Below are 25,335 nucleotides of genomic sequence, written 5' to 3' on the forward strand. Positions count from 1 at the left end.
TCATGCGCCCACGATGTCGGAACCTTCATGAGACGAGGATGAGGACGACGGCGAGGACGGGGGCGTCCCGGGCAGATGACCCGGCAGTCGGAGCTCGGCGGTCAGACCGCCGCCGGGGGCGTCCACGAGCTGAGCGGTGCCGTGATGCAGCTCGGCGACCCAGCGGACGATGGCGAGCCCCGCACCCGTTCCCGGGACGGCCTCGGTTCCGGGGCCAGGGACGCTGCCCGATCCCGCGTGAGTCTCCGCCCCCGACCCGGACCCTGATCCCGGCCTCGGTCCCGGCCCTGAGGCGGCTCCCGTCACCCCGGCGGCCCTGGATACCCCGGTGCCGGTCACACCCCGGGCGAAGACCCGCTCCCGGTCCGCGTGAGGCACGCCCGCTCCGTGGTCCCGGACCGTGACCAGCCCCGGTGCCACGGTGACCTCCACGGGCGAGCCGGCCGGGCCACCGTGCCGCTGGGCGTTCTCCACCAGGTTCCGTACCGCCTGGGCCAGCAGATCCGGATCGCCGAGCACCACCACCGGTTCGGAGCGCACCGACACGCTCCCGTGGTCCGGCAGTTCCTCCACCGTGGTCTCCACCAACTGGTCGAGCCGCAGCGGCACCAGCTCGACCCGCTGCGCACCGGACTCCGCACGAGCCCGCGCCAGCAGCCCCGTGACCAGCCGGCTCAGCCGGTCCACCAGCCGGAGGGCCTCCTCGGAGGAACCCTGCCGCTCCACCACGAGCCGCAGCGTCGCCAGCGGTGTACGCAGCTCGTGCGCCGCCTCGGCCAGGAACTGCTCCTGCTGCCCCAGCCCGACCAGGGCCGGACGCATGGCCCGGCCGGACAGCAGATGGCCGACCGCCGCCGCACAGCAGACCAGAGCCGTGCAGCCGAGCGCCAGCCACCGCACGAGGTCGTTGTGATCGTCCTCGCTGCGGGTCAGCTCCGTACCCACGAGCACGGCCCCACCGACCCGGTCGTCGTCCCAGACGGGGGCCGCCGCCCACCGGAACCGCCCGCCCCGCTCGGAGGGGGCGCTGAGGACCACGGTGTCCTCCTCTTCCCGGACGCTCCGCCAGACATGGTCGAGCCAGTCCTTCTCGGGCAGCGCGGACCGGGCGGGCACGACGTTCCACACCGAGGGCGACTCTCCGGGAGCCGCCTGCAGGACGGCCAACACCTCCGCGCTCCGGGCGAGTTCGTCCTCGCGGAGCGGGTCGAGGTGCAGTGCGCCGTCGTCGAACCAGATCGCCCGCGACAGGCCGACCGCGCGGCTGTCGACCTCGTGGTCGAGGCCGGACCTGCGGGACTCGGAGTCGATGCGGATCGCGACGGTGGCGAGTACGACGAGACAGGCCGCGGTCGTCGAGGCGAAGAGGATCGTCATCAGCCGGCGGGTGCGCCGCAGCCGGACCGCGGCGGGTGACGTGGCGGAGTACGTGACGGGGTGCGGGGCTGTCGGACCACCGCGGTCGGCCGTCCCCTCCGCGGGGCGCCGAGGGTCCGGGCGGATCGCGTCGGCGATGTCGCGGAGCCCGCCCACGCCCGTGAGTTGACGCAGTCCCTTCGCGCCGACGAGTGCGCGCAGCCGGTGCGCGCTCGCGAGCGCCTGCCGGCGGTTCACGCGCGTGCCCCGGCGGCCGGCCCCTGGCCGGCTCCGCCCAGCCGGTAACCGACGCCGCGCACCGTCCCGATCGGATCGGGCGGCCCGAGCCGTCGCCGCAACTGGCCGATCAGGACGTCCACCACGTTGGACATGGGCTCGCTCGCCTCGTCCCAGCAGCTCTCGATCAGCTCGGTGCGCGTCACCACCTCGCCCGCGCGCAGCATCAGCACCTCCAGCACGGCGAACTCCTTCGCGGACAGACTGAGCAGGACCCCGGCTCTGGACACCCGACGCCGGGGAAGATCGACCTCCAGGTCGCCGGCCCGCAGGACCGGCAGCCGCGCGGACCGCTCCCTGCGGCACAACGCCCGCACCCGTACGACCAGTTCGGCGAACGCGAAGGGCTTCACCAGATAGTCGTCCGCGCCGTGTTCGAAGCCGGCCACACGGTCGCTCACCGCGTCCAGCGCCGTCAACATCAGGAAGGGCAGCGCCGATCCGGCCCTGCGGTGTTCGGCGAGCAGCGTGAGCGAGTCGCCGTCCGGCACCGAGCGGTCGGCCACGACACAGTCGTAGTCGTTGACCGAGAGCTTGAGATCGGCTGCGGCCAGTGTCCGCGCGAGGTCGACCGCGAACCCCGCGTCACGCAGCTGAGCTGCGACGACGGGCCCCAGTTCGGGATCGTCCTCCAAGACCAATATGCGCATGGCCGGAGCTTAGACGGTGCGGTGCGAGGGCCCGGCGGGGCGTCCGGGCCACCGGGTTCGCCCTCCTCCCCGGGCGCTCAAGTCGGCGTACGGGCCCGGTACTTCACTACGTCACTGCTCCGGTGTGTTCAGGCGGATCAGCGTCTGCTGGCCCGCCGCGACGAGCGTCCGGCCGCCGTCCCGGACGCCGAAGACGTCCAGCCGGCACACGGTCAGCGTGCGCCCCGACTTCAGGACCGTCCCCACCGCCTCGATGTGGTCGCCGACGGCGGGCGCCAGGAGGTTGATCTTGTACTCGACCGTGAGCACGGACGTGCCCTCCGGGAACAGCGTGAACGCCGCGTAACCGCCCGCGCTGTCGGCGACGGCGCTGGTCGCCCCCGCGTGGAAGTAGCCGTGCTGCTGGGTCACTTCGGGCCGGGCGGGGAGCACGATGTGCACCCGCCCCGGTCCGATGTGCGCCAGCCGGGCGCCGAGGTGCGCCATCAGACCCTGGCGGTCGAAACTGGTCCGGATACGGGCCCGCACCTCGGGGCTCGCCTGTTCCTGCTCTGCCGGGTCTTCCACGGCGCTCCTCGATCTCGGGCGGACGGCTTCGGGCCATGAACTCCAGGGCTCACGGCCGGGCTCATGTCATCGACCCGAGCACAGGTGCGCAGGTCGGCGCCCAGTACAGTGCGATCTGCAGCCCCTCAAGGCCCCCGCCCCCCGAACCCCGAGGTACCGAGCAGTGACGCCCGCCCGACCCGGACCGCCGCCCTCCGCCACCGCCGCCGCGGGCACCACCGCTGTCACCGTCGTCGGGATCGGGGCCGACGGGTGGGAGGGCCTTCCCGGCCCCTCCCGCACGGCACTGCGCGCCGCCGAGGTCCTGATCGGCGCCGTGCGCCAGCTGGACCTGCTGCCGCCGGAGTGCGCCGGGGAACGGGTCACCTGGCCCTCGCCCCTGCGCCCCGCCGTCCCCGGCCTTCTCGCGTCGCACGCAGGGCGCCGGATCGCCGTCGTGGCCAGCGGCGACCCGATGTTCCACGGCATCGGGCGCGCCCTCACCGAGGTGCTGGGCGAGGTGCCCGGCGGCGAACTGCGGGTCCTGCCGCACCCCTCCTCCGTCTCCTACGCCGCCGCGCGCCTCGGCTGGCCCGTGGAGGACGTCGAGGTCGTCACGCTCGTCGGCAGGCCGGGCGCCCGCCTCGCCGCCGCCCTGCACGAGGGCCGGCGGCTCCTGGTGCTCAGCGCGGACGCCGCCACCCCCGGTGAGGTCGCCGCCCTGCTGCGCGGGAGCGGCTTCGGCCCGAGCCGGATGCGGGTGCTGGAACAGCTCGGCGGCGCGAGGGAACGTACGACCGACGAGGCCACCGCCGACGACTGGCCGCACCCGCCCGGCGACCCCCTCAACATCGTCGCCGTCGCATGCCGCCGCGCCCCGGGCGCCCTGCGGCTCGGCGCCGTACCCGGACTGCCGGACGAGGCGTACGAGCACGACGGGCAGCTCACCAAGCGGCACGTGCGCGCCGCCACGCTCGGTGTGCTCGCCCCGGCACCCGGTGAGCTGCTGTGGGACATCGGCGGCGGCTCGGGCTCGATCGCCGTCGAGTGGATGCGTACGCACCCCTCGTGCCGGGCCCTCTCCGTGGAGCGCGATCCGGTACGGGCCGAGCGCATCACCCGCAACGCCGACCGGCTGGGTGTCCCAGGACTGCGGGTCGTCACCGGAGCGGCGCCCGCCGCCCTGGCCGAACTCCCGCCGCCGGACGCCGTGTTCATCGGCGGCGGCCTCACCGCGCCCGGCCTCCTCGACGCGTGCTGGGCGGCGCTGCCCGCCGGCGGACGCCTGGTCGCCAACACGGTGACGCTGGAGTCGGAGGCGGTGCTCGCCGACGCCCACCGGCGCCACGGCGGGGAACTGGTGCGGCTCGCGGTCGCGCACGCCGTGCCGGTGGGCGGATTCACCGGGTGGCGGCAGGCGATGCCGGTGACCCAGTGGGCCGTACGGAAGACGTCCGACGCCGCCGACGCGGCCGACGACCTCGCAGGAGAAGCAGGAGAAGCCAGATGACCGTGTACTTCATCGGCGCCGGACCCGGTGCCGCCGACCTGATCACGGTGCGTGGCGCCCGCACGCTCGCCGCCTGCCACGTCTGCCTGTACGCGGGCAGCCTGGTCCCGCGCGAACTGCTGGCCGAGTGCCCGCCGGACGCCCGTCTGATCGACACCGCGCAGCTCGACCTGGACGAGATCACCGCCGAGTCGCTGCGCGCGCACGAGGAGGGGCACGACGTGGCCCGGCTGCACTCCGGGGACCCGTCGGTGTTCAGCGCGATGGCCGAGCAGATGCGGCGCCTCGACGCGGCCGGGGTGCCCTACGAGGTCGTCCCCGGGGTCCCGGCCTTCGCCGCCGCGGCCGCCTCCCTGAAGCGGGAGCTGACCGTGCCGACGGTCGGCCAGACGGTCATCCTCACCCGGATCGCCCACAGCGCCACCGCCATGCCCGAGGGGGAGGACCTGGCCACCCTCGGCCGCGGCGGCGCGCTGATCGTGCTGCACCTCGCCGCCAAGCACGTGGACCGCGTGGTCGGCGAACTGCTTCCGCACTACGGCGCCGACTGCCCCGCAGCGGTCGTCGCCTACGCGTCCCGCCCCGACGAGCTGATCCTGCGCGGCACGCTCGACGAGATCGCCGGGAAGATGAAGGAGGCCGGGGTGGAGCGGACCGCCGTGATCATGGTGGGGCGCACCCTGGGCGCGGAACAGTTCGGCGACAGCCACCTGTACTCGACCGAACGCGAGCGCCCTGTCCGCTGAGCGGGCACCGGGGGCCGGGCCCACCGAACGCCGACGCGTGGCGCTCAGGCCACCGCGCTGCGCCCCACCACGGTGCCGGCCCGGTCGACGCAGATGACGTCGACCGCGACCGGTGCGCCCCGCAGCACGGCCAGCGCCTGGTCGCGGGCCGCCGTCGCGACCAGCGTGCCCAGCGGCACCCCGGCCGCCATGCACAGCTGGAGCGCGGCAAGGCCGGTGTTGGCCTCGGCGATCTCGGCGGCCAGCGCCTCGCTCGCGCCACCCCGCCGGGCGAGCTCGGCCAGGAACCCCTTGTCGACCTGGGAACGGCCCGAGTGCAGATCCAGGTGTCCCGCCGCCAGCTTGGACAGCTTGGCGAACCCGCCGCAGACGGTCAGCCGGTCCACGGGGTGCCGGCGGACGTACTTGAGCACAGCGCCCGCGAAGTCGCCCATGTCCAGCAGCGCGTCCTCGGGCAGCCCGTACTCGGCGACGACCGTCCTCTCCGACGTGGATCCGGTGCACCCGGCGAGATGCGTACGGCCCGCCGCCCGCGCCACGTCCACACCCCGGCGGATCGAGTCGATCCAGGCCGAGCAGGAGTAAGGCACCACGATGCCGGTGGTGCCGAGGATGGACAGACCGCCGAGGATGCCGAGCCGGGGATTCCAGGTGGAACGGGCGATCTCCTCGCCGTGGTCGACGGAGACGGTGATCTCCACATCACCGGTGCCGCCGTGCAGGCCGGCGACCTCGGCGACGTGCTCGCGCATCATCCGGCGGGGGACCGGGTTGACTGCGGGCTCACCGACGGACAGCGGCAGCCCGGGACGGGTGACCGTGCCCACCCCGGGGCCCGCCCTGAAGACCACCCCGGCACCCGCGCTCAGGTGCCGGACCGTGACCCGCACCAGCGCGCCGTGCGTGACGTCCGGATCGTCGCCCGCGTCCTTCACGATCCCCGCCGTCGCGTACGGGCCGGTCGGCCCCTCGCCCAGCTCCTCGACCGCGAGCGCGAAGGACGGCGTCTGCCCCTTGGGCAGCGTGATACCGACCGGGTCGGGGAACTCCCCGGTCAGCAGAGCGGTGTACGCGGCCGTCGTGGCCGCGGTCGCACAGGCACCCGTGGTCCAGCCGGACCGCAGACCGGTGTGCTTGAGTTGGGCGCCCCGGCCACCCTTGGCCTCGCCGGCACCTTGCGCTTCGCTGTTCATGAACGGACCCGGATCTCCATGCACGTACTGATACTCGGCGGAACCACGGAAGCCCGGCAGTTGGCCGGGCTCCTGCACGGTACCCCCGGACTGCGGCTGACCAGTTCCCTGGCCGGGCGGGTCGCCAGCCCCCGGCTGCCCCCGGGCGACGTGCGTGTCGGCGGTTTCGGCGGGACCGAGGGGATGACCGCGTGGCTGCGCGAGCACGCGGTGGACGTACTCGTCGACGCCACCCACCCCTTCGCCGGGACGATCAGCTTCCACGCGGCGAGCGCGGCGGCCCGCGCCCATGTTCCTCTGCTCGCGCTGCGCCGCCCCGGCTGGGTCCGGGCCGAGGGCGACGACTGGTACGAGGCCGGTTCGCTGGCGGAGGCCGCGGGGCTGCTGCCCGCGCTCGGACGGCGGGTCTTCCTCACCACCGGACGCATGGGCCTGGCCACGTTCGCGGACCTGGACGGGCTGTGGTTCCTCGTACGGTCCGTCGACGCACCCGAGCCCCCGTACCCGGCCCGCACGGAGGTGGTGCTCGACCGGGGCCCCTTCACCCTCGACGGGGAACGCGAGCTGCTGCGGCGCCACCGGATCGACGTCCTGGTGACCAAGGACAGCGGGGGCGCCGCCACCGCACCGAAGCTGACAGCGGCCCGCGAGGCGGCCGTGCCCGTGGTCGTCGTCCGCCGGCCGCCCGCTCCGGACGGGGTCCCCGTGGTGACCGGTCCCGAGGCGGCGGCGCACTGGATCGCGGAGCACGCCGCGCGGGGCGCGGGGAACCGCGCGACCGGCCACGACGCACCCACGGACACCTCACCGGCCTGACCCGTCGCGGCGCCGCACCCGCTCACTCCTCCGGATACCTCCGCGGCGTCCACACGATCTCCTCGCCGTCCCCGCGCCGCACGACCCGGGTCTGCGAGGAGCCGACCAGCAGGACCGTACGCATGTCCACTTCGGCCGGGTCCAGATCGGCCAGCCGCACGATCCGTACGCGTTCGCCGGAGCCGCCCACGTCCCGGGCGACCACGACGGGTGTGTCCGGGGCCCGGTGCTCGAGGAGCAGCTCGCGGGCCTTGCCCACCTGCCAGGTGCGGCTGCGGGAACCGGGGTTGTAGAGGGCCAGCACCAGGTCCGCCGCCGCGGCGGCGCCGAGCCGCCCGGCGATGACCTCCCACGGCTTGAGCCGGTCCGACAAGGAGAGCGTGGCGTAGTCGTGGCCGAGCGGGGCGCCCGCGCGGGCGGCGGCGGCGTTGGCGGCCGTCACCCCCGGCAGCACCCGCACCGGGACGTCCGCGTACTCCTTCTGCGAGGCGGCCTCCAGCACGGCGGTCGCCATCGCGAAGACGCCCGGGTCACCGCCGGAGACGACGGCCACCCGCCGCCCCCGCTGGGCGAGTTGCAGCGCGAACTCGGCACGCTCGGCCTCGACCCGGTTGTCCGAGCCGTGCCGCGACTGCCCGGCCCGCCGCGGCACCCGGTCGAGGTAGGTGGTGTAACCGACCAGGTCGTCGGCGGCGGCGAGGGCGCCCCGGGTCTCCGGAGTCAGCCACAGCGGCCCCGCGGGCCCGGTCCCCACCACGACGACCTCACCCCGCTCCCGCACGGGCCGCTCGGCGTCGACCCGGCTGGGCAGCACGGCCACCGAGAAGTACGGCACGGACTGCGGGTCCACGTCGGCCAGTTCGCCGACCCGTTCGCCGCTCATGGTGGCCCGCTCGACATAGCGGGCCTCGTCCAGCCGCCCCGAACTCTCCAGGGCGCGCCGCACCTTGGGGAAGGTGCGCCCCAGCTTCATCACCACGGCCACGTCCGTCGCGGCGAGCCGCGCGGTCAGCTCCTCCTCGGGCAGCGTGCCCGGCAGGATGGTCAGCACCTCCTCGCCCTCGGCGAGCGGGGTGCCGAGCCGCGCCGCGGCGGCGGACACGGACGTCACACCGGGGATCACCTCGGTGTCGTACCGGTCGACGAGCCGCTTGTGCATGTGCATGTAGGAGCCGTAGAACAGCGGGTCGCCCTCGGCGAGGACCGCGACCGTGCGCCCCGCGTCGAGATGCGCGGCCAGCTTGGCCGACGCCTCGGCGTAGAAGTCGTCCATGGCGCCCTGGTAGCCGCCCGGGTGGTCGGTGGTCTCCGTCGTGAGCGGGTAGACCAGCGGCTCCTCGACGTGGTCGGCACGGATGTGCCCGGCCGCGATCGAGCGGGCGATGGACCGCCCGTGCCGGGCACTGTGATAGGCGATCACGTCCGCCTCTGCGATGACCTGGACGGCCCGCACGGTCATCAGGGACGGGTCACCGGGGCCGAGCCCCACCCCGTACAGCTTGCCGCTCACTCTTCCTCGCTCGCGATCGCGTTGAGAGCGGACGCGGCCAGGGCGCTGCCTCCGCGACGGCCGCGTACGACCAGGTGGTCGAGGCCCGACGGGTGCGCGGCGAGCGCGTCCTTCGACTCGGCGGCGCCCACGAAGCCGACCGGGACGCCGATGACGGCGGCGGGACGGGGCGCGCCCTCGTCGATCATCTCCAGGAGACGGAAGAGGGCGGTGGGCGCGTTGCCGACGGCGACCACGGAACCCTCCAGCCGGTCCCGCCACAGTTCCAGGGCGGCGGCGCTGCGCGTGGTGCCCAGCTTCGCCGCCAGCTCCGGAACGCCCGGCTCGGACAGCATGCAGAGCACGTCGTTGCCGGCGGGCAGCCGCTTGCGGGTCACACCGCTGGCCACCATCTGGACGTCGCAGAGGATCGGCGCGCCGGAGCGCAGGGCTTCACGGGCCCGCGCCACCACGTCCGGCGTGTAGGCGAGATCGCGTACCAGGTCGACCATCCCGCAGGCGTGGATCATGCGTACGGCGACCTGGCTGACGTCGGCGGGCAGCGCCGCGAGGTCGGCCTCCGCGCGGATCGTGGCGAAGGACCGGCGGTAGATCGCCGCGCCGTCCTTCTCGTAGTCGTACGTGGTCACGGTGTTCTTCTCACTGCTCTCGGTCGTCGAACGGCTCGGGCTCGGGTACTGGTTCAGGTCCGGGGTCACGAAGTGATCGTCGCCAGGGCGGTGGCGAGCAGGGCAGGGTCGTCCATGGTGGTGGTGCGCGGTTCCTGTCCCGCCGGGGTGGCGGAGAGCCGGTAGCCGCCCTCGGGAGCGGCGACGACGTCGACGTGCTCGCCCCGGGGGTGCCCGCAGCGGCGCTCGCAGCCGGACCAGTACAGGGGAAGGTGCGCGGGGCCGGCCGCCTCGACCGCCGCGAGCGCGCCCGCGGCGTCCGCCCGTACGTCGGCGCGCGACTTCGCGCAGCCGGGCCGGCCGACGCAGGCACCGACGCGCAGCCAGGGCGAGGCGGCGTCGGTGACGAGGCCGACGGCGGCGAGGCGGGCGAGGGACTCGGCGGCCTGTGCGGCGCTCGCCCCCCAAGTGGGAAGAACCACACCGCGCCACGGGGTCAGTCGCAGCTCACCGGTGGCGACCCGGGTCAGCTCCCGCCACTGGGGAGCCGAGAGCCGGCCCAGCGGAACATGCACGGACACGGCCTCGCCGACCGCTCCCGGGAGCGGTCCCGCGGTGCGGGCGCCCTCCCGCGGCCCCGGCTCGTGGCCGATGCCGTCGGCGGTCAGCCGACGACCGAGTGAGGTGAGCAACTCACCGTCCGGGAGCGCCAGCTCGGCCACCCGCCAGACGTGTGATCCGCTCGCCCGCGCGGCCTCCAGGAACGTTTCCGCCGCCGCCAGCGCGGCCCGGGGCGCGTCCTGGCCGGACACGCGCAGTGCCTGACCGCCGGCCCCGAGAGCGAGCTGCGCGCCGCCGTCCGCCACGGCCCGCAGTGTCACGTCGGCACCGAGTCCGGCCAGATCCCCGCGCCCGTCGTCGAGCGCGAACAGGAACCGTCCCGACAGGGCCCGTGCCGCCTCGCTCGCACACAACGCGGCGTCGAGGGCGGACAGCCAGGGGCGTACGTCCCGCAACCCCCGCCCGTCGAGGCCCGACAGGGGAGTGGCGACGATGTTGCGCACCCGCTCGTGCCCGTGCGAGGGCAGCAGCCCGGCGGCGGTCAGCAGTGCGGCCAGCTCGGCCCCGCAGCCGTCCGCGAGACCGCGCACCTGCACGTTGCCGCGTGAGGTGAGATGCACCTCACCGTCGCCCAGCCGCCGCGTCGCCTCCGCGATCACCTCGGCCTGGGAGACGGTCAGCACACCGCCCGGAATCCGGATACGGGCCAGCGCCCCGTCGTCCGCCGCGTGCAGCCGCAGGGTCCCCGGGCAGGCGTCACCGCGGTCCCGTGAGACCGCTGTGGCCTGGGGCGATGGGCGGAGGGCAGGCGTGGACATGGCGGCGAGCATACCCACGTTCCCGCAGGCTGTATGCCCCGCCCTTTCCCCCCGGCCCTTACTATCTTCTTCGGTGGATCATCCGGTCCGCCACCGCCACGACGGCGACAGGGGAGGAAGCCGGTGTGAAGCCGGCGCGGTCCCGCCACTGTGAGCCCGGCCTGAGGGGCCGGGTGAGCCAGGAACTCCCTTTCCCCAGCTCACGAGTTGCTAGCCGACCCGGTGAGCGCGGGGAAGACCCATTCCGACACCGCCCGGGGCGCGGACCCCGAGGAAGGCCCGACGCCACATGATCCTGCTGCTGTCGACGTCCGACACCGACCTGCTGAGCGCTCGCGCGGCGGGCGGTGAGGTGCCCTACCGCTTCGGCAACCCGTCCCGCCTCACCATCGACGACCTCCCCGCCCTCCTGGACGGCGTCGACCTGATCGTCGTACGCCTCCTCGGCGGTCTGCGCGCCTGGGAGGACGGCCTCGGACTGCTGCTCGCCGACGGCCGCCCGGTCGTCGTCCTCACCGGCGAACAGGCCCCCGACGCCCAGCTGATGGCCGCCTCCACCGTGCCCATCGGCATCGCCGCCGAGGCGCACGCCTACCTCGCCCACGGCGGCCCCGCCAACCTCGGGCAGCTCGCCCGCTTCCTCTCCGACACGGTCCTGCTGACCGGCCACGGCTTCGACCCGCCCGCCCCCGCCCCGACCTGGGGTCCGCTGGAGCGCACGGCCCGTGAGGGCGTCGAGGGCCCGACCGTCGCCGTGCTCTACTACCGGGCCCACCACATGAGCGGCAACACGGCGTTCATCGACGTCCTGTGCGACGCCGTCGAGGACGCGGGCGCTCGCGCGCTTCCCCTGTACGTCGCCTCCCTGCGCGCCCCCGAGCCGGAGCTGATCGAGGAGCTGCGGGCCGCCGACGCGATCGTCACCACCGTCCTCGCGGCCGGCGGCACCAAGCCCGCCGAGGCGTCCGCGGGCGGCGACGACGAGTCCTGGGACGCCGGCGCCCTCACGGGCCTTGACGTCCCGATCCTCCAGGCCCTGTGCCTGACCGGCTCGCGGAGCGCCTGGGAGGACAGCGACGAGGGCGTCTCCCCGCTGGACGCGGCGAGCCAGATCGCCGTGCCGGAGTTCGACGGCCGGCTGATCACCGTGCCGTTCTCCTTCAAGGAGATCGACAAGGACGGGCTCCCGGCGTACGTCGCCGACCCCGAGCGGGCGGCCCGGGTGGCCGGGATCGCCGTACGCCACGCGCGGCTCAGGCACATCCCGGCCGCCGAGAAGCGGCTGGCCCTCGTCCTGTCCGCGTACCCGACCAAGCACTCCAGGATCGGCAACGCCGTCGGGCTCGACACCCCCGCGAGCGCCGTCGCGATCCTGCGCCGGCTCCTCGACGAGGGGTACGACTTCGGGCCCGCGGACGACATCCCCGGACTGGTCTCGGGGGACGGCGACGAACTGATCCGCGCGCTGATCGAGGCGGGCGGCCACGACCAGGACTGGCTCACCGAGGAGCAGCTGGCCCGCAACCCGGTCCGTATCGCGGCCGCCGACTACCGGCGCTGGTACGCGACCCTGCCCGCCGCCCTGCGCACCGCCGTCGAGGAGCACTGGGGCCCGGCGCCCGGCGAGATGTTCGTCGACCGCAGCCGCAACCCGGAGGGCGACATCGTGCTCGCGGCCCTGCGCCGCGGGAACCTGCTGGTCCTCATCCAGCCGCCGCGCGGCTTCGGCGAGAACCCGATCGCGATCTACCACGACCCCGATCTGCCGCCCTCGCACCACTACCTCGCCGCCTACCGCTGGATCGCCGCCGCGCACGCGGACGGCGGTTTCGGCGCCGACGCGATGATCCACCTCGGCAAGCACGGCAACCTGGAGTGGCTCCCCGGCAAGAACGCCGGCCTGTCCGCCGCCTGCGGCCCCGACGCCGCCCTGGGCGACCTGCCCCTCGTCTACCCGTTCCTGGTCAACGACCCGGGCGAGGGCACCCAGGCCAAGCGCCGGGCGCACGCCACGCTCGTCGACCACCTGGTGCCGCCGATGGCCCGCGCGGAGTCCTACGGCGACATCGCGCGCCTGGAGCAACTCCTCGACGAGCACGCCCAGATCGCCGCCATGGACCCGGCGAAGCTGCCCGCGATCCGCGCCCAGATCTGGACCCTCATCCAGGCCGCGAAGCTCGACCACGACCTGGGCCTGGAGGACCGGCCCGAGGACGACGGCTTCGACGACTTCCTGCTCCACGTCGACGGCTGGCTGTGCGAGATCAAGGACGCCCAGATCCGCGACGGCCTGCACGTGCTCGGCAACCCGCCGCAGGGCACCGACCGGGTCAACCTCGTCCTCGCCATCCTCCGCGCCCGCCAGATCTGGGGCGGCGCCGCCGCCCTGCCCGGCCTGCGCGAGGCCCTCGGCCTCGACGAGTCGGCCGCGACCCGCACCACCGCCGACGAGGTGGAGGCGCGGGCCCGCGCCCTGGTCCAGGCGATGGACGACGCGGACTGGGACCCGGCCGCCGTCCCCACAGACCAGGGCGAACAGGTCGCCGCCATCCTGGAGTTCGCCGCCCGCGAGGTCGTCCCGCGGCTCGCCGGGACCACCGCCGAACTCGACCACACCGTGCACGCCCTGAACGGCGGCTTCGTCCCGGCCGGGCCCTCCGGCTCACCGCTGCGCGGCCTGGTCAACGTCCTGCCGACCGGCCGGAACTTCTACTCGGTCGACCCCAAGGCCGTCCCGTCCCGCCTCGCCTGGGAGACCGGCCAGTCCCTCGCCGACTCCCTCCTGGAGCGCTATCGCACCGACAACGGCGACTGGCCCACCTCCGTCGGCCTCTCCCTGTGGGGCACCAGCGCGATGCGCACGGCGGGCGACGACGTGGCCGAGGCCCTCGCCCTGCTCGGCGTGCGCCCCGTCTGGGACGACGCCTCGCGCCGGGTGACGGGCCTGGAGCCCATTCCGTACGAGGAACTGGGCCGCCCCCGCATCGATGTGACGCTGCGCATCTCGGGCTTCTTCCGTGACGCGTTCCCGCACACCATCGGCCTGCTCGACGACGCCGTACGCCTCGCCGCCTCGCTCGACGAACCGGCCGAGGCCAACTTCGTCCGTGCCCACACCCAGGCCGACCTGGCCGAGCACGGCGACGAACGCCGCGCCACCACCCGTATCTTCGGCTCCCGGCCCGGTACGTACGGCGCGGGGCTGCTCCAGCTCATCGACTCCCGGGACTGGCGCACCGACGCCGACCTCGCCGAGGTCTACACGGTGTGGGGCGGCTACGCCTACGGCCGTGAACTCGACGGCCGCCCGGCCCGGGACGAGATGGAGACCGCGTACAAGCGGATCGCGGTCGCCGCCAAGAACACGGACACCCGCGAGCACGACATCGCGGACTCGGACGACTACTTCCAGTACCACGGCGGCATGGTCGCCACGGTCCGGGCGCTGCGCGGCACCGCCCCCGAGGCGTACATCGGCGACTCGACCCGCCCCGAGACGGTCCGCACCCGCACGCTCGTCGAGGAGACGTCCCGCGTCTTCCGCGCCCGTGTCGTCAACCCCCGGTGGATCGAGGCGATGCGCCGCCACGGCTACAAGGGCGCCTTCGAACTCGCCGCGACCGTCGACTACCTCTTCGGGTACGACGCCACGACGGGGGTGATCGCCGACTGGATGTACGACAAGCTCACCGAGACCTACGTCCTGGACCCGACCAACCGCGAGTTCCTCCAGCAGGCCAACCCCTGGGCGCTGCACGGCATCGCCGAGCGGCTCCTGGAGGCGGAGTCCCGCGGTATGTGGGAGAAGCCGGACCCGGCGGTCCTCGAAGCGCTGCGCCAGGTGTACCTGGAGACGGAGGGGGACCTGGAGGGCGAGGAGTAACCGCCGCCCGAGAACCGGTGACTGAGTCCGCCCGAGGGCCGGAGGGGTTTCCCTCCGGCCCTCGCCGCACTTCTGCTGGTAGCGTGCAACTGCACATGAGTTGCAATAACACGGCCGAAGGATGTTGGACATGGCGGTTTACTCACTCCCGGAGCTTCCGTACGACTACGCGGCGCTCGAGCCGGTCATCAACCCGCAGATCGTCGAACTGCACCACGACAAGCACCACGCGGCGTACGTGAAGGGCGCGAACGACACCCTGGAGCAGCTCGCTGAGGCACGGGACAAGGAGGCGTGGGGCTCGGTCAACGGCCTGGAGAAGAACCTGGCCTTCCACCTCTCGGGCCACATCCTGCACTCCATCTACTGGCACAACATGACGGGCGACGGGGGCGGCGAACCCCTCGACAAGGACGGCGTGGGCGACCTCGCGGACGCGATCGCCGAGTCCTTCGGCTCCTTCGCCAAGTTCAAGGCGCAGCTCACCAAGGCCTCCGCGACCACGCAGGGTTCGGGCTGGGGCGTCCTGGCCTACGAGCCGCTCAGCGGCCGCCTGATCGTCGAGCAGGTCTACGACCACCAGGGCAACGTCGGGCAGGGTTCGACCCCGATCCTGGTCTTCGACGCCTGGGAGCACGCCTTCTATCTGCAGTACAAGAATCAGAAGGTCGACTTCATCGACGCCATGTGGGCCGTCGTCAACTGGCAGGACGTGGCGAAGCGCTACGCCGCCGCCAAGGGACGCGGCGACAGCCTGCTCCTCGCGCCCTGACGCAGTGACCGCGGCGGGCCAGTGACCGCGACGGGCCGTGAACGGGCCACCCCGGACAGGCCCGGGTCAGCTCATCAGCCCCGCGGCGACGGTGGCTCCCAGCTCCCGGCAGGCCTCGATGGCGGCCTTGTCCGGCTCGCCCGTCACGGTCACGGCCTCGGCGGTCCGTCGCCAGCCCAGGCCCTTGGTGACCGACTCGACGGCGCGCACCGCACCGGTGACGTCGTTGCCCCCGTGCACGTAGTAGCCGAACGGCCTGCCCCGGGTCGTGTCCAGGCACGGGTAGTAGACCTGGTCGAAGAAATGCTTCAGCGCGCCGGACATGTACCCCAGGTTCGCCGGCGTCCCGAGCAGATATCCGTCGGCGGCCAGCACGTCGGCGGCCGTGGCGGCCAGCGCCGCCCGCCGGACGACCCGCACGCCTTCGATCGCGGGGTCGCCCGCGCCGGAGACGACGGCTTCGAACATCGCCTGACAGGTGGGCGAGGGCGTGTGATGCACGATCAGCAAGGTGGCCACCCCTGCACCCTAGAGTGCCGGCCCTGCCGGCCCCGCTCGTGTCGGACGCCAAGTGCCACGAAATGCCCACCCGAGAAGGCGGGACGCGGCCCGCACGCCCCTGGGAGGCTGAACGGGCGGTCGCCGCCGTGGTCGGCGATGGCGGCGGCCGTCCGGGTCGGGCTCGTGCGGGCGGACATGGACACACTCGGTCCGCCGTACCGGTGTGCGGTCAGCTCAGGGCGGCCAGGGCCAGTGCCACCACCACGGTGACCGCGGCCAACGGCAGCATCACCGTCCGGGCCCGCTCCAGCCATGTACGCAAGCCCGTGGCGCGGTACCGGGGGTGCCGGCCGAGGGCGCGTTCCGCCGGAGCGGGGCCCGCGGCGGAGCCGGGGCCGAGCAGGATGCTGCACCAGCGGCAGTCGCTCTCGTCGTCCGGCCAGGACACGCCCGGTACTCGTGCGAAGACCACCGATGGCCCGCCCTCGTCACACGTCGTCATGGCACGTTCAACGAGAGGCCCCACCGGCGGCTACGCCCGCGGAGGCCATCGTGATGCGCTCGTCACCGGGTCGTGGCGGGCCCGATGCGGGGCAAACAGCCCTGGCAAACGGCTCTGGCATACCCCCTCGCCGACCGCGGTGAGCCGGGCCGCGGGAGAGGGCGCCGGACCCGTGGCGGGGCACCTGTGTGCGGTCCTCCCTGCACGGCCGCCACAGCCACCGCGTACCGTGGTGACATCACGACCGGAGGTCACACACATGTCCGCGCTACCGCACGAGCCGAGCTCAGAGGCATCCTCGGACCCGTACGAGTTCGAGTTCGCCCAGGGACCGCAGACACTCGCAGAGCTGCGCGCCGCACTCGCGGTGATCAACCCCGAGGTGCTGATCGCTTTCAACGCCCGGCTCGACGCCGCGACGTTCGGCTGGGACCACGACGAGGTGATCGCCAAGGCCCGCCGGGCGGTGGCGTTCTCGAAGCGGACCCAGGCGGCCGCCGCCGAAGCGGCCGCCGAGGAGGAGGCCGCCGGGGCGCAGCAGGTCGACGACCCGTGGGCCCACCTCGACGTACGGGACAGCAGCCAGTGACCCGCTCCGCCGCGCACTGACCTGTCGACCCGCTGACCGGCGCGGCCCCGGGCCGCCGACGGCTCAGCCCGCCGTGTCCCCGAACGCCCGCAGGATCCGCTCGGCCGCGAGCGTCGCCGTCAACTCGCCGTCCCGCACCCGCTGTTCGAGGGCGGGCGCGAGGGCGCGTACGGCCGGATCGGCGTGCAGGCGGCCGAGCAGCTCGTCGCGGACCATGGTCCACGTCCAGTCGACCTGCTGGTCACGGCGCTTGGCGGCGAGCCGGCCCGTGGAGTCGAGGAGCGTGCGGTGCTGCTGGAGGCGCTCCCAGACGGTGTCCAGGCCGGCCGACTCGCGGGCGCTGCAGCTCAGCACGGGCGGCGTCCAGGCCGCGTCCTTGCCGTGCATCAGCCGCAGAGCACCCGCCAGCTCCCGTGCGGCGGCCTGCGCGTCGCGCTGGTGGGGGCCGTCCGCCTTGTTGACGGCGATCACGTCCGCCAGCTCCAGGACGCCCTTCTTGATGCCCTGGAGCTGATCGCCGGTGCGGGCCAGCGTCAGCAGCAGGAAGGTGTCGACCATGTTCGCGACCGCGGTCTCCGACTGGCCGACCCCGACCGTCTCCACCAGCACCACGTCGTAGCCCGCGGCCTCCATGACGACGATCGACTCGCGCGTCGCCTTCGCCACCCCGCCGAGCGTGCCCGCGGTGGGGGAGGGGCGGATGAAGGCGGCCGGGTCCACGGCCAGGCGTTCCATCCGGGTCTTGTCGCCCAGGATGGAGCCGCCGGTACGGCTGGACGACGGGTCCACGGCGAGCACCGCCACCCGGTGGCCGAGCGCGGTCAGCATCGTGCCGAACGCGTCGATGAACGTCGACTTGCCGACACCGGGGACACCGCTGACGCCGATCCGCCGGGCCCGCCCGCTGTGCGGGAGCAGCTCGGTCAGCAACTCCTGTGCCAGCGCCCGGTGCTGGGGGCGGGTGGACTCGACGAGCGTGATGGCGCGCGCGACCAGGGCGCGCTTCCCGTCGAGCACGCCCTTCACATAGGTGTCGAGTTCGATCACAGGTCGTGCCCGAGGCCGGCCGAGAGCCGCCGCACGAGGTCGTACGCCGCCTCCGGGATCACCGTCCCGGGCGGGAACACGGCCGCCGCGCCCATCTCCAGCAGGGTCGGCACGTCCTGAGGCGGGATCACGCCGCCGACGACGACCATGATGTCCTCGCGGCCCTCCGCCGCCAGCTCCTCCCGCAGCGCCGGTACCAGCGTGAGGTGCCCGGCGGCCAGCGACGAGACGCCCACGATGTGCACGTCCGCCTCCACCGCCTGGCGGGCCACCTCACCCGGCGTCTGGAACAGCGGGCCGACGTCGACGTCGAAGCCGAGGTCGGCGAAGGCCGTGGCGATCACCTTCTGGCCGCGGTCGTGGCCGTCCTGGCCCATCTTGGCGACCAGGATGCGCGGACGGCGCCCCTCGGCCTCCTCGAAGGAGTCCACGAGGGTCCGGGTGCGGTCCACGGACGGGGAGTCGCCTGCTTCGTTGCGGTACACACCGGCGATCGTACGGATCTGGCCCGCGTGCCGCCCGTACACCTTCTCCAGGGCGTCGGAGATCTCCCCGACGGTGGCCTTGGCGCGGGCCGCGCGCACCGCCAGCTCCAGCAGGTTGCCCTCGCCCCCGGCCGCCCGGGTCAGATCGTCCAGGGCGTCCTGGCACGCCCGCGGGTCGCGCTCGGCCCGCAGCCGCCGCAGCTTCTCGATCTGCTGGGTGCGCACGGAGGAGTTGTCGACGGTGAGCACGTCGATCTGCTCGTCGGTCGCCACGCGGTACTTGTTGACGCCGACGACCGGCTGACGCCCGGAGTCGATCCGCGCCTGGGTGCGGGCCGCGGCCTCCTCGATGCGCAGCTTGGGGATGCCCGCGTCGATGGCCTTGGCCATACCGCCCGCCGCCTCGACCTCCTCGATGTGCTGCCAGGCCCGGCGGGCCAGGTCGTACGTCAGCTTCTCGACGTACGCGCTGCCGCCCCACGGGTCGATGACCCGGGTCGTGCCCGACTCCTGCTGGATCAGCAGCTGGGTGTTGCGGGCGATGCGCGCCGAGAAGTCGGTGGGCAGGGCGAGCGCCTCGTCGAGGGCGTTGGTGTGCAGCGACTGGGTGTGGCCCTGCGTCGCCGCCATCGCCTCCACACACGTGCGCGTCACGTTGTTGAAGACGTCCTGCGCGGTCAGCGACCAGCCGGAGGTCTGCGAATGGGTGCGCAGGGAGAGGGACTTGGCGTTCTTCGGGTCGAACTGCCGCACCAGCTTCGCCCACAGCAGGCGCGCCGCGCGCATCTTGGCGACCTCCATGAAGAAGTTCATGCCGATCGCCCAGAAGAAGGACAGCCGCGGCGCGAACGCGTCCACGTCCAGGCCCACTTCGCGGCCCGCCCGGATGTACTCGACGCCGTCCGCGAGGGTGTACGCCAGCTCCAGGTCGGCCGTCGCGCCCGCCTCCTGGATGTGATAGCCCGAGATGGAGATGGAGTTGTAGCGGGGCATCCGCTGCGAGGTGAAGGCGAAGATGTCGGAGATGATCCGCATCGACGGCTTCGGCGGATAGATGTAGGTGTTGCGGACCATGAACTCCTTGAGGATGTCGTTCTGGATGGTCCCGGCCAGCTTCTCCGGCGGTACGCCCTGCTCCTCCGCCGCCACGATGTACAGCGCGAGCACGGGCAGCACGGCGCCGTTCATCGTCATCGAGACGGTCATCCTGTCGAGCGGGATGCCGTCGAACAGCTGACGCATGTCGAGGATCGAGTCGATGGCCACGCCCGCCATACCGACGTCACCCGTCACCCGCGGGTGGTCGCTGTCGTAGCCGCGGTGGGTCGGCAGGTCGAAGGCGACCGACAGACCCTTCTGCCCGGCGGCCAGGTTGCGGCGGTAGAAGGCGTTGGACTCCTCGGCCGTGGAGAAGCCCGCGTACTGACGGATCGTCCAGGGCTGGTTGACGTACATCGTGGGGTACGGGCCGCGCAGGTACGGCGCGACGCCCGGGTAGGTCCCCAGGAAGTCCAGGCCCTCCAGATCACGGCCGGTGTACAGCGGCTTGACCGCGATGCCCTCCGGGGTCTCCCAGAACGCCTCGTCGCCGCCGGTCGCCTTCTTGACGGCCCCGCGCCAGTCGTCGGCACCGGCCTCGGGCTTCGGGGTCCCCAGCTCTATCCCGGAGAAGTCGGGGATTCCCATCAGGACACTCCCATGCGGTCGAGGGTGGTGGAGAGCACGGCGACGGCGTCGCAGCCCGCGAAGACATAGGCGTCCACGTCCGGGTACTGCCCCGGGCGGCCGGCGAGGAACACATGGCCGGCACCTGCCGCCCTGAGGGCCTGTGCCGTGCCGGCGGCCTGTTCCGCGTAGAGCGCGTCGCTGGAGCACAGGCAGACCTCGGTGGTCCCGCTGTCCTCGAAGGCGCCCTCGGTGACGGGCTCGATGCCGCCGGCCTGGAAGAGGTTCGAGACGAAGGCCGTCCGGGCGCTGTGGGCGGCGGCCGGGCCGATGGTGGCCAGGTAGACCCGCGGCCGGGCGCCGGTGGCGGCCAGATGCGCGTCCGAGCGGGCGCGCAGGGCCTCGTACGCCTCGTCGCGGCGCACCTTCGGCAGCCCGCCGGGCGGCGGTTCGGGCGCGGGCGCACGCTCCACGACCCGTTCGTCCAGGTTCGGGAACTCGCTGACCCCGGTGATGGGCTCGCGCCGCTCGGCGAGCTGCTTGCTGCGCGCCTCCCAGGTGTCCGCGAGGTCCTGGCCCAGACGGCCCGAGCGCAGGGCGGCGGACTGACCGCCGAGGCCCTCGATGTGCTGGAAGAACTCCCAGCCCGCGTGGGCGAGTTCGTCCGTGAGCCGCTCCACGTACCAGGAGCCGCCCGCCGGGTCGGTCACCCGGGCCAGATGCGACTCCTCGACCAGGATCGTCGAGGTGTTGCGGGCGATGCGGCGGGCGAAGGCGTCCGACAGCCCGAGCGCGTGGTCGAAGGGGAGCACGGTGACGCTGTCGGCGCCGCCGACCCCGGCGGCCAGTGTGGCGATCGTCGTGCGCAGCATGTTCACCCACGGATCGCGGCGCGACATCATCACCGGCGAGGTCACGGCGTGCTGCACCTGTGCCCCCGCCGCCGGTGCCCCGCTCACCTCGGCGACCCGCGCCCACAGCCGGCGGGCGGCGCGCAGCTTGGCCATGGTGAGGAACTGGTCGGCGGTGGCCGCGTACCGGAACTCCAGCTGCCCGCAGGCCTGTTCGACCGAGAGCCCGGTCTCCGTCAGCTCCCGCAGGTAGGCCACTCCGGTCGCCAGGGCGGCGCCCAGCTCCTGCGCGGCCGAGCCGCCGGCCTCGTGGTACGGCAGCGCGTCCACGGTCAGCGCCCGCAGCCCCGGGTACCTCTCGGCGCACCGCCGGGCGAGGGCGGCGGCCGGGGCGAAGTCCAGGGTCTCGCCGGTACGGGCCTCATGGCCCAGCGGGTCCGCGCCGAGAGTGCCGCGCACCGCGTCCGCGGCGACCCCTCGCTCCTCGGCCAGCCGCAGCAGCTCGTGCGCGGCGGCCTCGGTGTCACGTCCCGCGTCGAGCGCGACCGGTGCCAGGTCGAGGTGGACGCCGTCGAGGACCCGGGCGAGGGAGGACACGGGGAAGCCGCCCTCGCCGACGACCAGCCAGAGCGAGGTGACGCCGTTCTCCAGGTCCGCCAGCACCGCGGCGCCGTCGGGCGCCGTGTGCCGCTGGCGGACACCCCAGCCGCCCACGGTGTTCCCCTCGGCCCTGCCGCCCCGGACGAAGGGCGGGAAGCCGGGCAGACCGGGATCGGGAGCGTCGTCGTGCGCCGTGTACAGAGGCCGGGTGGCGAGCCCGTCCTCCAGCGCGGTGGACAGGGCTGCCTCCGCCGTCTCCTCCGAGACCTCCTTGCCGGACTTGCTCAGCACGCCCGCCACCAGGCGTCGCCACTGTTCATGTGTCGCGGAGGGAAACTCGGCGGCCAGCGAGAGCCCGTCGTCGGGCAGTACCGTCATGGGGGGATGCTAGGCCAGATCGCTCGGGTCGGAGCAGAGGACGAGGCTGTGACCTTGCCCTCGCGCCTTCGGTGATCTCCGCCTCACCGGGCGCGCGACGGGGCGCGGGTCACGGGGCGCGTGTGACGTGGGCCACAGGGGTGTCGAGGAACTCGGCCCGCGGCCGGCCCGACCACTGGGTCGGTACGGCGCGATCCGAGTGACGCCGTGCGCTGCCGTACGACGCGGTACGACGTGACCTGGAGACACGGTTGATGGACGAGCCCCGCACATCCCCTCTGCCCCCGCCCGCCCTCTGCGGGTTCCTCCTGCTGCTGGCCCTGATCTTCACGGCGTCCTACGCCGCCGGAACGGGAGCCGGACCCGTCGCGCCCGGAATGCACGGCACCGCCACGAGCGGCAGCGGCGGCGGTGACGGCGGAGGGGCCGACGACATGGGGGACATGGGCGGCACGCACGAGGGGGGCCGCTGATGAGCGGGCAGCCCGTCACCTCCGGTACCCCTGTGTCTCATGGGACCTCTGGGGATCCTGATGCCTCCGCTCTCCCTGATGCCTCCGATGCCTCCGACGCCTTTGGGGACATCGCCCTGGTCACCACCGATCTGACGGTCGGCGGGATGACCTGCGCGGCCTGCGTCAACCGCGTCGAGAAGAAGCTGGGCAGACTGGACGGGGTCACGGCGACCGTCAACCTGGCCACCGGGACGGCCCGGGTGACCCATCCGGCGGGCATCGGCACCGGCGAACTCGTCGCGGCCGTGGAGAAGGCCGGCTACACGGCCGCCGTACCCGCGCCTCCCGAGCGCGAGCACCGGGACGCCGCGGACGGCGACGCGTCCGAGCGCGACGGCGAGTCGGCACAGACGAGGACGGAGCGGGACCGGCTGCTCGTCACGGCCGCCCTCGCGATGCCCGTGCTCGTCCTGTCGATGGCGCCCGCCCTGCAGTTCCGCAACTGGCAGTGGCTGTGCTTCGCCCTCACCGCGCCGGTCGCCGTATGGAGCTCCTGGCCCTTCCACACCCGTGCGGTACGCGGCCTGCGGCACTCCACGGCCACCATGGACACCCTGGTGTCACTGGGCGTGGTGGCCTCCTTCGCCTGGTCCGCGTACGCGCTCTTCCTCGGCGGGGCCGGCGACCCCTGGATGCGGATGCCGTTCACCCTGGTGCCCGCCGCCCCGGACGGCATCGCGCACCTCTACCTCGAAGCGGCCGTCGGCGTACCGCTGTTCGTGCTGGCGGGCCGCTTCCTGGAAGCGCGGGCCCGGCGCGGGACCGGGGCCGCGCTGCGCTCGCTCGCCCACCTCGCGGCCAAGGAGGTGGCGGTACGCGAGCACGGCACCGAACGGCTCGTCCGTATCGAGGAGTTGCGGACCGGTCAGGTCTTCGTCGTGCGGCCGGGGGAGCGGGTCGCCACCGACGGCGAGGTGGTGGAGGGCAGTTCCGCGGTGGATCTGTCACTGGTCACCGGTGAGACCGAGCCGGTCGAGGTCGGCCCGGACTCGGCCGTGGTCGGCGGAGCCGTCAACTCCGGCGGGCTGCTGCTCGTACGGGCCACGGCCGTCGGCGCGGACACCCAGCTCGCCCGCATCACCCGGCTGGTCACCGACGCGCAGGCCGGCAAGGCGCGCGCCCAGCGGCTGGCCGACACGGTGGCCGGGGTGTTCGTGCCGGTCGTCCTGGCGCTGGCCGTGACCGCCCTCGGGTTCTGGCTGGGCGCCGGTGCCGACCCGCAGGCGGCCGTCACCGCCTGTGTGGCCGTCCTGGTCGTGGCCTGCCCCTGCGCGCTGGGCCTCGCCACCCCGACCGCGCTGCTGGCCGCGACCGGGCGGGGTGCCCAACTGGGCGTCCTGGTCACCGGACCGCAGGCCCTTGAGGGACTGCAGCACGTCGACGCCGTCGTCCTGGACAAGACCGGCACGCTCACCTCGGGCCGGATGAGCGTCGCCGCGGTCACCGCCGTCCCCGACGGACTCGGACGGGACGCGGTGCTGCGCCTGGCGGGGGCCGTCGAGCAGGGCTCGGAGCATCCGCTCGGCCGGGCCGTCGCCGCGTACGCGCGCAAGCAGTCGGACGGTCGACAGCTGCCGGACGTGCGCGAGTTCGGCGCGCTGCCGGGGAAGGGGGTGCGAGGCCGGGTCGAAGGGCGGCTCGTCGAAGTGCTCGCCCCGGACGACGGGATTCCCGCCGCGCTCGCGGACGCCCTGGCGGGGGCCGAGGGCGCCGCCCGCACGTCCGTCACGGTCCGGGTGGACGGCACGGTCGAAGCCCTGATCGAGATCGGCGACGTCGTACGGCCCGGCAGCTACCGGGCCGTCGAGCGACTGCGGCGGCTCGGCGTACGCCCGGTGCTCGCGACCGGCGACCGTGAGGCACCCGCGCGGGCCGTCGCGTCCGCGCTGCGCATCGACGAGGTGCACGCCCGCCGCACCCCGGAGGAGAAGGCCGAACTCGTACGGGACCTGCAGGAGAAGGGACTTCGGGTCGCGGTCGTCGGCGACGGCGTGAACGACGCCGCCGCGCTGGCCGGCGCCGACCTGGGCATCGCCATGGGCACCGGCACCGACGTGGCCATCGGAGCCGCCGACGTCACGCTCGTACGCGGCGACATCGAGGCTCTCGCGGACGCGGTCCTGCTCGCCCGGCGCACCCTGGGCACCATCCGCGCCAACCTCGTGTGGGCCTTCGGCTACAACGTCGTCACCGTGCCGCTCGCCATGGTCGGACTGCTCAATCCGATGCTCGCCGCGGCGGCCATGTCGGCCAGTTCGGTGCTGGTCGTCGCCAACAGCCTGCGGCTGCGCGCCTGGCAGCCCTCGGCCGGGAGGCGTACCCGATGACCGGCCAGGCCCTGTGGCGGCCGACGCGCCGCCGGCTCACCGACTCCCTGCTCGCCGCGCTCGCGCCCGTCGCCGGGTGCGCGCTGGCCCTCGGCGGCCTGAGCACATGGACCGTGCACGGGAACGCGGGCAGCCCGGCCCGGATCGCGGTCACCGGCGGACAGGTGTACCTGCCGACCGGTGACACCCCGGACACGGCGGCCTTCTTCCGGATCACCAACCGCGGCGGCTCGGCGGACCGGCTGCTGAAGGTGACATCGGCCCAGCTCGACGGTGCCACCAGGCTCAGCCGGCACCGCATGGCCGGCACCGCCTCGGCCTCCGCGCGGACCGTGGACTCGGTGCGGGTCGCGGCGGGCGAGAGCATCGCCATGTCTCCGGACAGCGTCGACGTGATCGTGCCCGCGAACGCCGACTGGCAGGCCGGTGATCTCATCACGTTCACCCTGCACTTCGAGTACAGCGGTGCCGTGCAGGGCTTCGCGGTGGTGGACCGGCCGGGCCGGGGCGGAACCTGACGCGCGGGCCGCGTGAATCCGTATCCGCAGGCACACGGTGAGTGAGTTCACGTTTTCTTCACAAGATCCGGTAGCGCCCGGACGGCCGGAG

The 25,335-nt window shown here is 73.7% G+C and carries 21 protein-coding genes and 1 riboswitch; of the genes, 9 read left to right on the forward strand and 12 right to left on the reverse strand.

Going from position 1 to position 25,335, the window contains the following annotated elements:
- The 3 genes from ACLVWQ_RS05335 to ACLVWQ_RS05345 form a co-directional block, all read right to left on the reverse strand.
- Entirely contained in the window at window positions 1-1,614 is a 1,614-nt protein-coding gene (locus ACLVWQ_RS05335) for a sensor histidine kinase (protein ID WP_414106975.1), read from the reverse strand.
- Window positions 1,611-2,303, reverse strand: a complete 693-nt coding sequence (locus tag ACLVWQ_RS05340; RefSeq protein WP_414106976.1) for a winged helix-turn-helix domain-containing protein — start codon at window positions 2,301-2,303, stop codon at window positions 1,611-1,613. Before ACLVWQ_RS05340 ends, ACLVWQ_RS05335 begins: the two co-directional genes overlap by 4 nt.
- Before the next feature lie 111 nt (window positions 2,304-2,414).
- Window positions 2,415-2,870 carry a PaaI family thioesterase gene (locus ACLVWQ_RS05345; protein WP_414106977.1) on the reverse strand — a complete coding sequence of 152 codons (456 nt, stop codon included), beginning with the start codon at window positions 2,868-2,870 and terminating at the stop codon, window positions 2,415-2,417.
- 163 nt (window positions 2,871-3,033) lie between these two features.
- On the opposite strand from ACLVWQ_RS05345, the gene cbiE reads away from it, so the two are divergent.
- Entirely contained in the window at window positions 3,034-4,359 is a 1,326-nt protein-coding gene (gene cbiE / locus ACLVWQ_RS05350) for a precorrin-6y C5,15-methyltransferase (decarboxylating) subunit CbiE (protein WP_414106978.1), read from the forward strand.
- Window positions 4,356-5,105, forward strand: a complete 750-nt coding sequence (gene cobM / locus ACLVWQ_RS05355) for a precorrin-4 C(11)-methyltransferase (protein ID WP_414106979.1) — start codon at window positions 4,356-4,358, stop codon at window positions 5,103-5,105. Before cbiE ends, cobM begins: the two co-directional genes overlap by 4 nt.
- A gap of 44 nt (window positions 5,106-5,149) precedes the next feature.
- Here the strand turns inward: cobM and ACLVWQ_RS05360 are convergent, their stop codons facing one another.
- Window positions 5,150-6,298: a cobalt-precorrin-5B (C(1))-methyltransferase gene (locus ACLVWQ_RS05360; protein ID WP_414106980.1), complete on the reverse strand. Its 1,149-nt coding sequence runs from the start codon at window positions 6,296-6,298 to the stop codon at window positions 5,150-5,152.
- 18 nt (window positions 6,299-6,316) lie between these two features.
- Here ACLVWQ_RS05360 and ACLVWQ_RS05365 point away from each other — a divergent pair, with 18 nt between their 5' ends.
- Complete coding sequence (locus ACLVWQ_RS05365) at window positions 6,317-7,114, forward strand: cobalt-precorrin-6A reductase (RefSeq protein ID WP_414106981.1); 798 nt, start codon at window positions 6,317-6,319, stop codon at window positions 7,112-7,114.
- Between the two features lie 22 nt (window positions 7,115-7,136).
- Here ACLVWQ_RS05365 and ACLVWQ_RS05370 read toward each other — a convergent pair whose 3' ends face one another.
- The 3 genes from ACLVWQ_RS05370 to cobG form a co-directional block, all read right to left on the reverse strand.
- Entirely contained in the window at window positions 7,137-8,624 is a 1,488-nt protein-coding gene (locus tag ACLVWQ_RS05370; RefSeq protein WP_414106982.1) for a precorrin-2 C(20)-methyltransferase, read from the reverse strand.
- The gene (locus ACLVWQ_RS05375; protein ID WP_414107404.1) at window positions 8,621-9,253 is read right to left on the reverse strand and encodes a precorrin-8X methylmutase; all 633 of its coding nucleotides are present in this window, start codon (window positions 9,251-9,253) and stop codon (window positions 8,621-8,623) included. Before ACLVWQ_RS05375 ends, ACLVWQ_RS05370 begins: the two co-directional genes overlap by 4 nt.
- A 65-nt stretch (window positions 9,254-9,318) precedes the next feature.
- Window positions 9,319-10,623, reverse strand: a complete 1,305-nt coding sequence (gene cobG / locus ACLVWQ_RS05380) for a precorrin-3B synthase (protein ID WP_414106983.1) — start codon at window positions 10,621-10,623, stop codon at window positions 9,319-9,321.
- A 101-nt stretch (window positions 10,624-10,724) separates the two neighbouring features.
- A riboswitch (cobalamin riboswitch) is annotated at window positions 10,725-10,799 on the forward strand.
- A gap of 101 nt (window positions 10,800-10,900) precedes the next feature.
- Between cobG and cobN the strand changes: the two genes are divergently transcribed.
- Together cobN and ACLVWQ_RS05390 are read left to right on the forward strand one after the other, a co-directional pair.
- Window positions 10,901-14,494 (forward strand): cobaltochelatase subunit CobN, encoded by a 3,594-nt coding sequence (gene cobN / locus ACLVWQ_RS05385; protein ID WP_414106984.1) that lies wholly within the window; start codon window positions 10,901-10,903, stop codon window positions 14,492-14,494.
- A gap of 130 nt (window positions 14,495-14,624) precedes the next feature.
- Window positions 14,625-15,266, forward strand: a complete 642-nt coding sequence (locus tag ACLVWQ_RS05390; RefSeq protein ID WP_414106985.1) for a superoxide dismutase — start codon at window positions 14,625-14,627, stop codon at window positions 15,264-15,266.
- Window positions 15,267-15,332: 66 nt separating this feature from the next.
- Here ACLVWQ_RS05390 and ACLVWQ_RS05395 read toward each other — a convergent pair whose 3' ends face one another.
- Complete coding sequence (locus tag ACLVWQ_RS05395; RefSeq protein ID WP_414106986.1) at window positions 15,333-15,785, reverse strand: flavodoxin family protein; 453 nt, start codon at window positions 15,783-15,785, stop codon at window positions 15,333-15,335.
- A gap of 211 nt (window positions 15,786-15,996) precedes the next feature.
- Window positions 15,997-16,269: a hypothetical protein gene (locus tag ACLVWQ_RS05400; RefSeq protein ID WP_414106987.1), complete on the reverse strand. Its 273-nt coding sequence runs from the start codon at window positions 16,267-16,269 to the stop codon at window positions 15,997-15,999.
- 259 nt (window positions 16,270-16,528) lie between these two features.
- Here ACLVWQ_RS05400 and ACLVWQ_RS05405 point away from each other — a divergent pair, with 259 nt between their 5' ends.
- Window positions 16,529-16,858, forward strand: coding sequence for a hypothetical protein (locus ACLVWQ_RS05405; RefSeq protein WP_414106988.1), 330 nt, complete (start codon window positions 16,529-16,531; stop codon window positions 16,856-16,858).
- A 63-nt stretch (window positions 16,859-16,921) separates the two neighbouring features.
- Here the strand turns inward: ACLVWQ_RS05405 and meaB are convergent, their stop codons facing one another.
- Genes meaB through ACLVWQ_RS05420 form a run of 3 tightly spaced genes read right to left on the reverse strand, consistent with a single transcriptional unit; the run spans window position 16,922 to window position 21,884 of the window.
- Complete coding sequence (gene meaB / locus ACLVWQ_RS05410; RefSeq protein WP_414106989.1) at window positions 16,922-17,905, reverse strand: methylmalonyl Co-A mutase-associated GTPase MeaB; 984 nt, start codon at window positions 17,903-17,905, stop codon at window positions 16,922-16,924.
- Window positions 17,902-20,076 (reverse strand): methylmalonyl-CoA mutase, encoded by a 2,175-nt coding sequence (gene scpA / locus ACLVWQ_RS05415; RefSeq protein WP_414106990.1) that lies wholly within the window; start codon window positions 20,074-20,076, stop codon window positions 17,902-17,904. Before scpA ends, meaB begins: the two co-directional genes overlap by 4 nt.
- On the reverse strand, window positions 20,076-21,884 hold the full coding sequence (locus ACLVWQ_RS05420) for a methylmalonyl-CoA mutase family protein (RefSeq protein WP_414106991.1): 1,809 nt from the start codon (window positions 21,882-21,884) through the stop codon (window positions 20,076-20,078). The genes scpA and ACLVWQ_RS05420 overlap by 1 nt, the downstream gene beginning before the upstream one ends.
- A 254-nt stretch (window positions 21,885-22,138) precedes the next feature.
- Here ACLVWQ_RS05420 and ACLVWQ_RS05425 point away from each other — a divergent pair, with 254 nt between their 5' ends.
- From ACLVWQ_RS05425 to ACLVWQ_RS05435, 3 genes are all read left to right on the forward strand, one after another.
- Complete coding sequence (locus ACLVWQ_RS05425; protein ID WP_414106992.1) at window positions 22,139-22,357, forward strand: hypothetical protein; 219 nt, start codon at window positions 22,139-22,141, stop codon at window positions 22,355-22,357.
- Window positions 22,358-22,503: 146 nt separating this feature from the next.
- A complete protein-coding gene (locus ACLVWQ_RS05430; RefSeq protein ID WP_414106993.1) occupies window positions 22,504-24,726 on the forward strand; it encodes a heavy metal translocating P-type ATPase in 2,223 nt (740 codons plus the stop codon).
- Window positions 24,723-25,244 carry a copper chaperone PCu(A)C gene (locus tag ACLVWQ_RS05435; RefSeq protein ID WP_414106994.1) on the forward strand — a complete coding sequence of 174 codons (522 nt, stop codon included), beginning with the start codon at window positions 24,723-24,725 and terminating at the stop codon, window positions 25,242-25,244. Before ACLVWQ_RS05430 ends, ACLVWQ_RS05435 begins: the two co-directional genes overlap by 4 nt.
- Window positions 25,245-25,335: the final 91 nt, after the last annotated feature.

It is taken from the genome of Streptomyces sp. CWNU-52B (assembly GCF_047444975.1).
GTDB lineage: Bacteria > Actinomycetota > Actinomycetes > Streptomycetales > Streptomycetaceae > Streptomyces.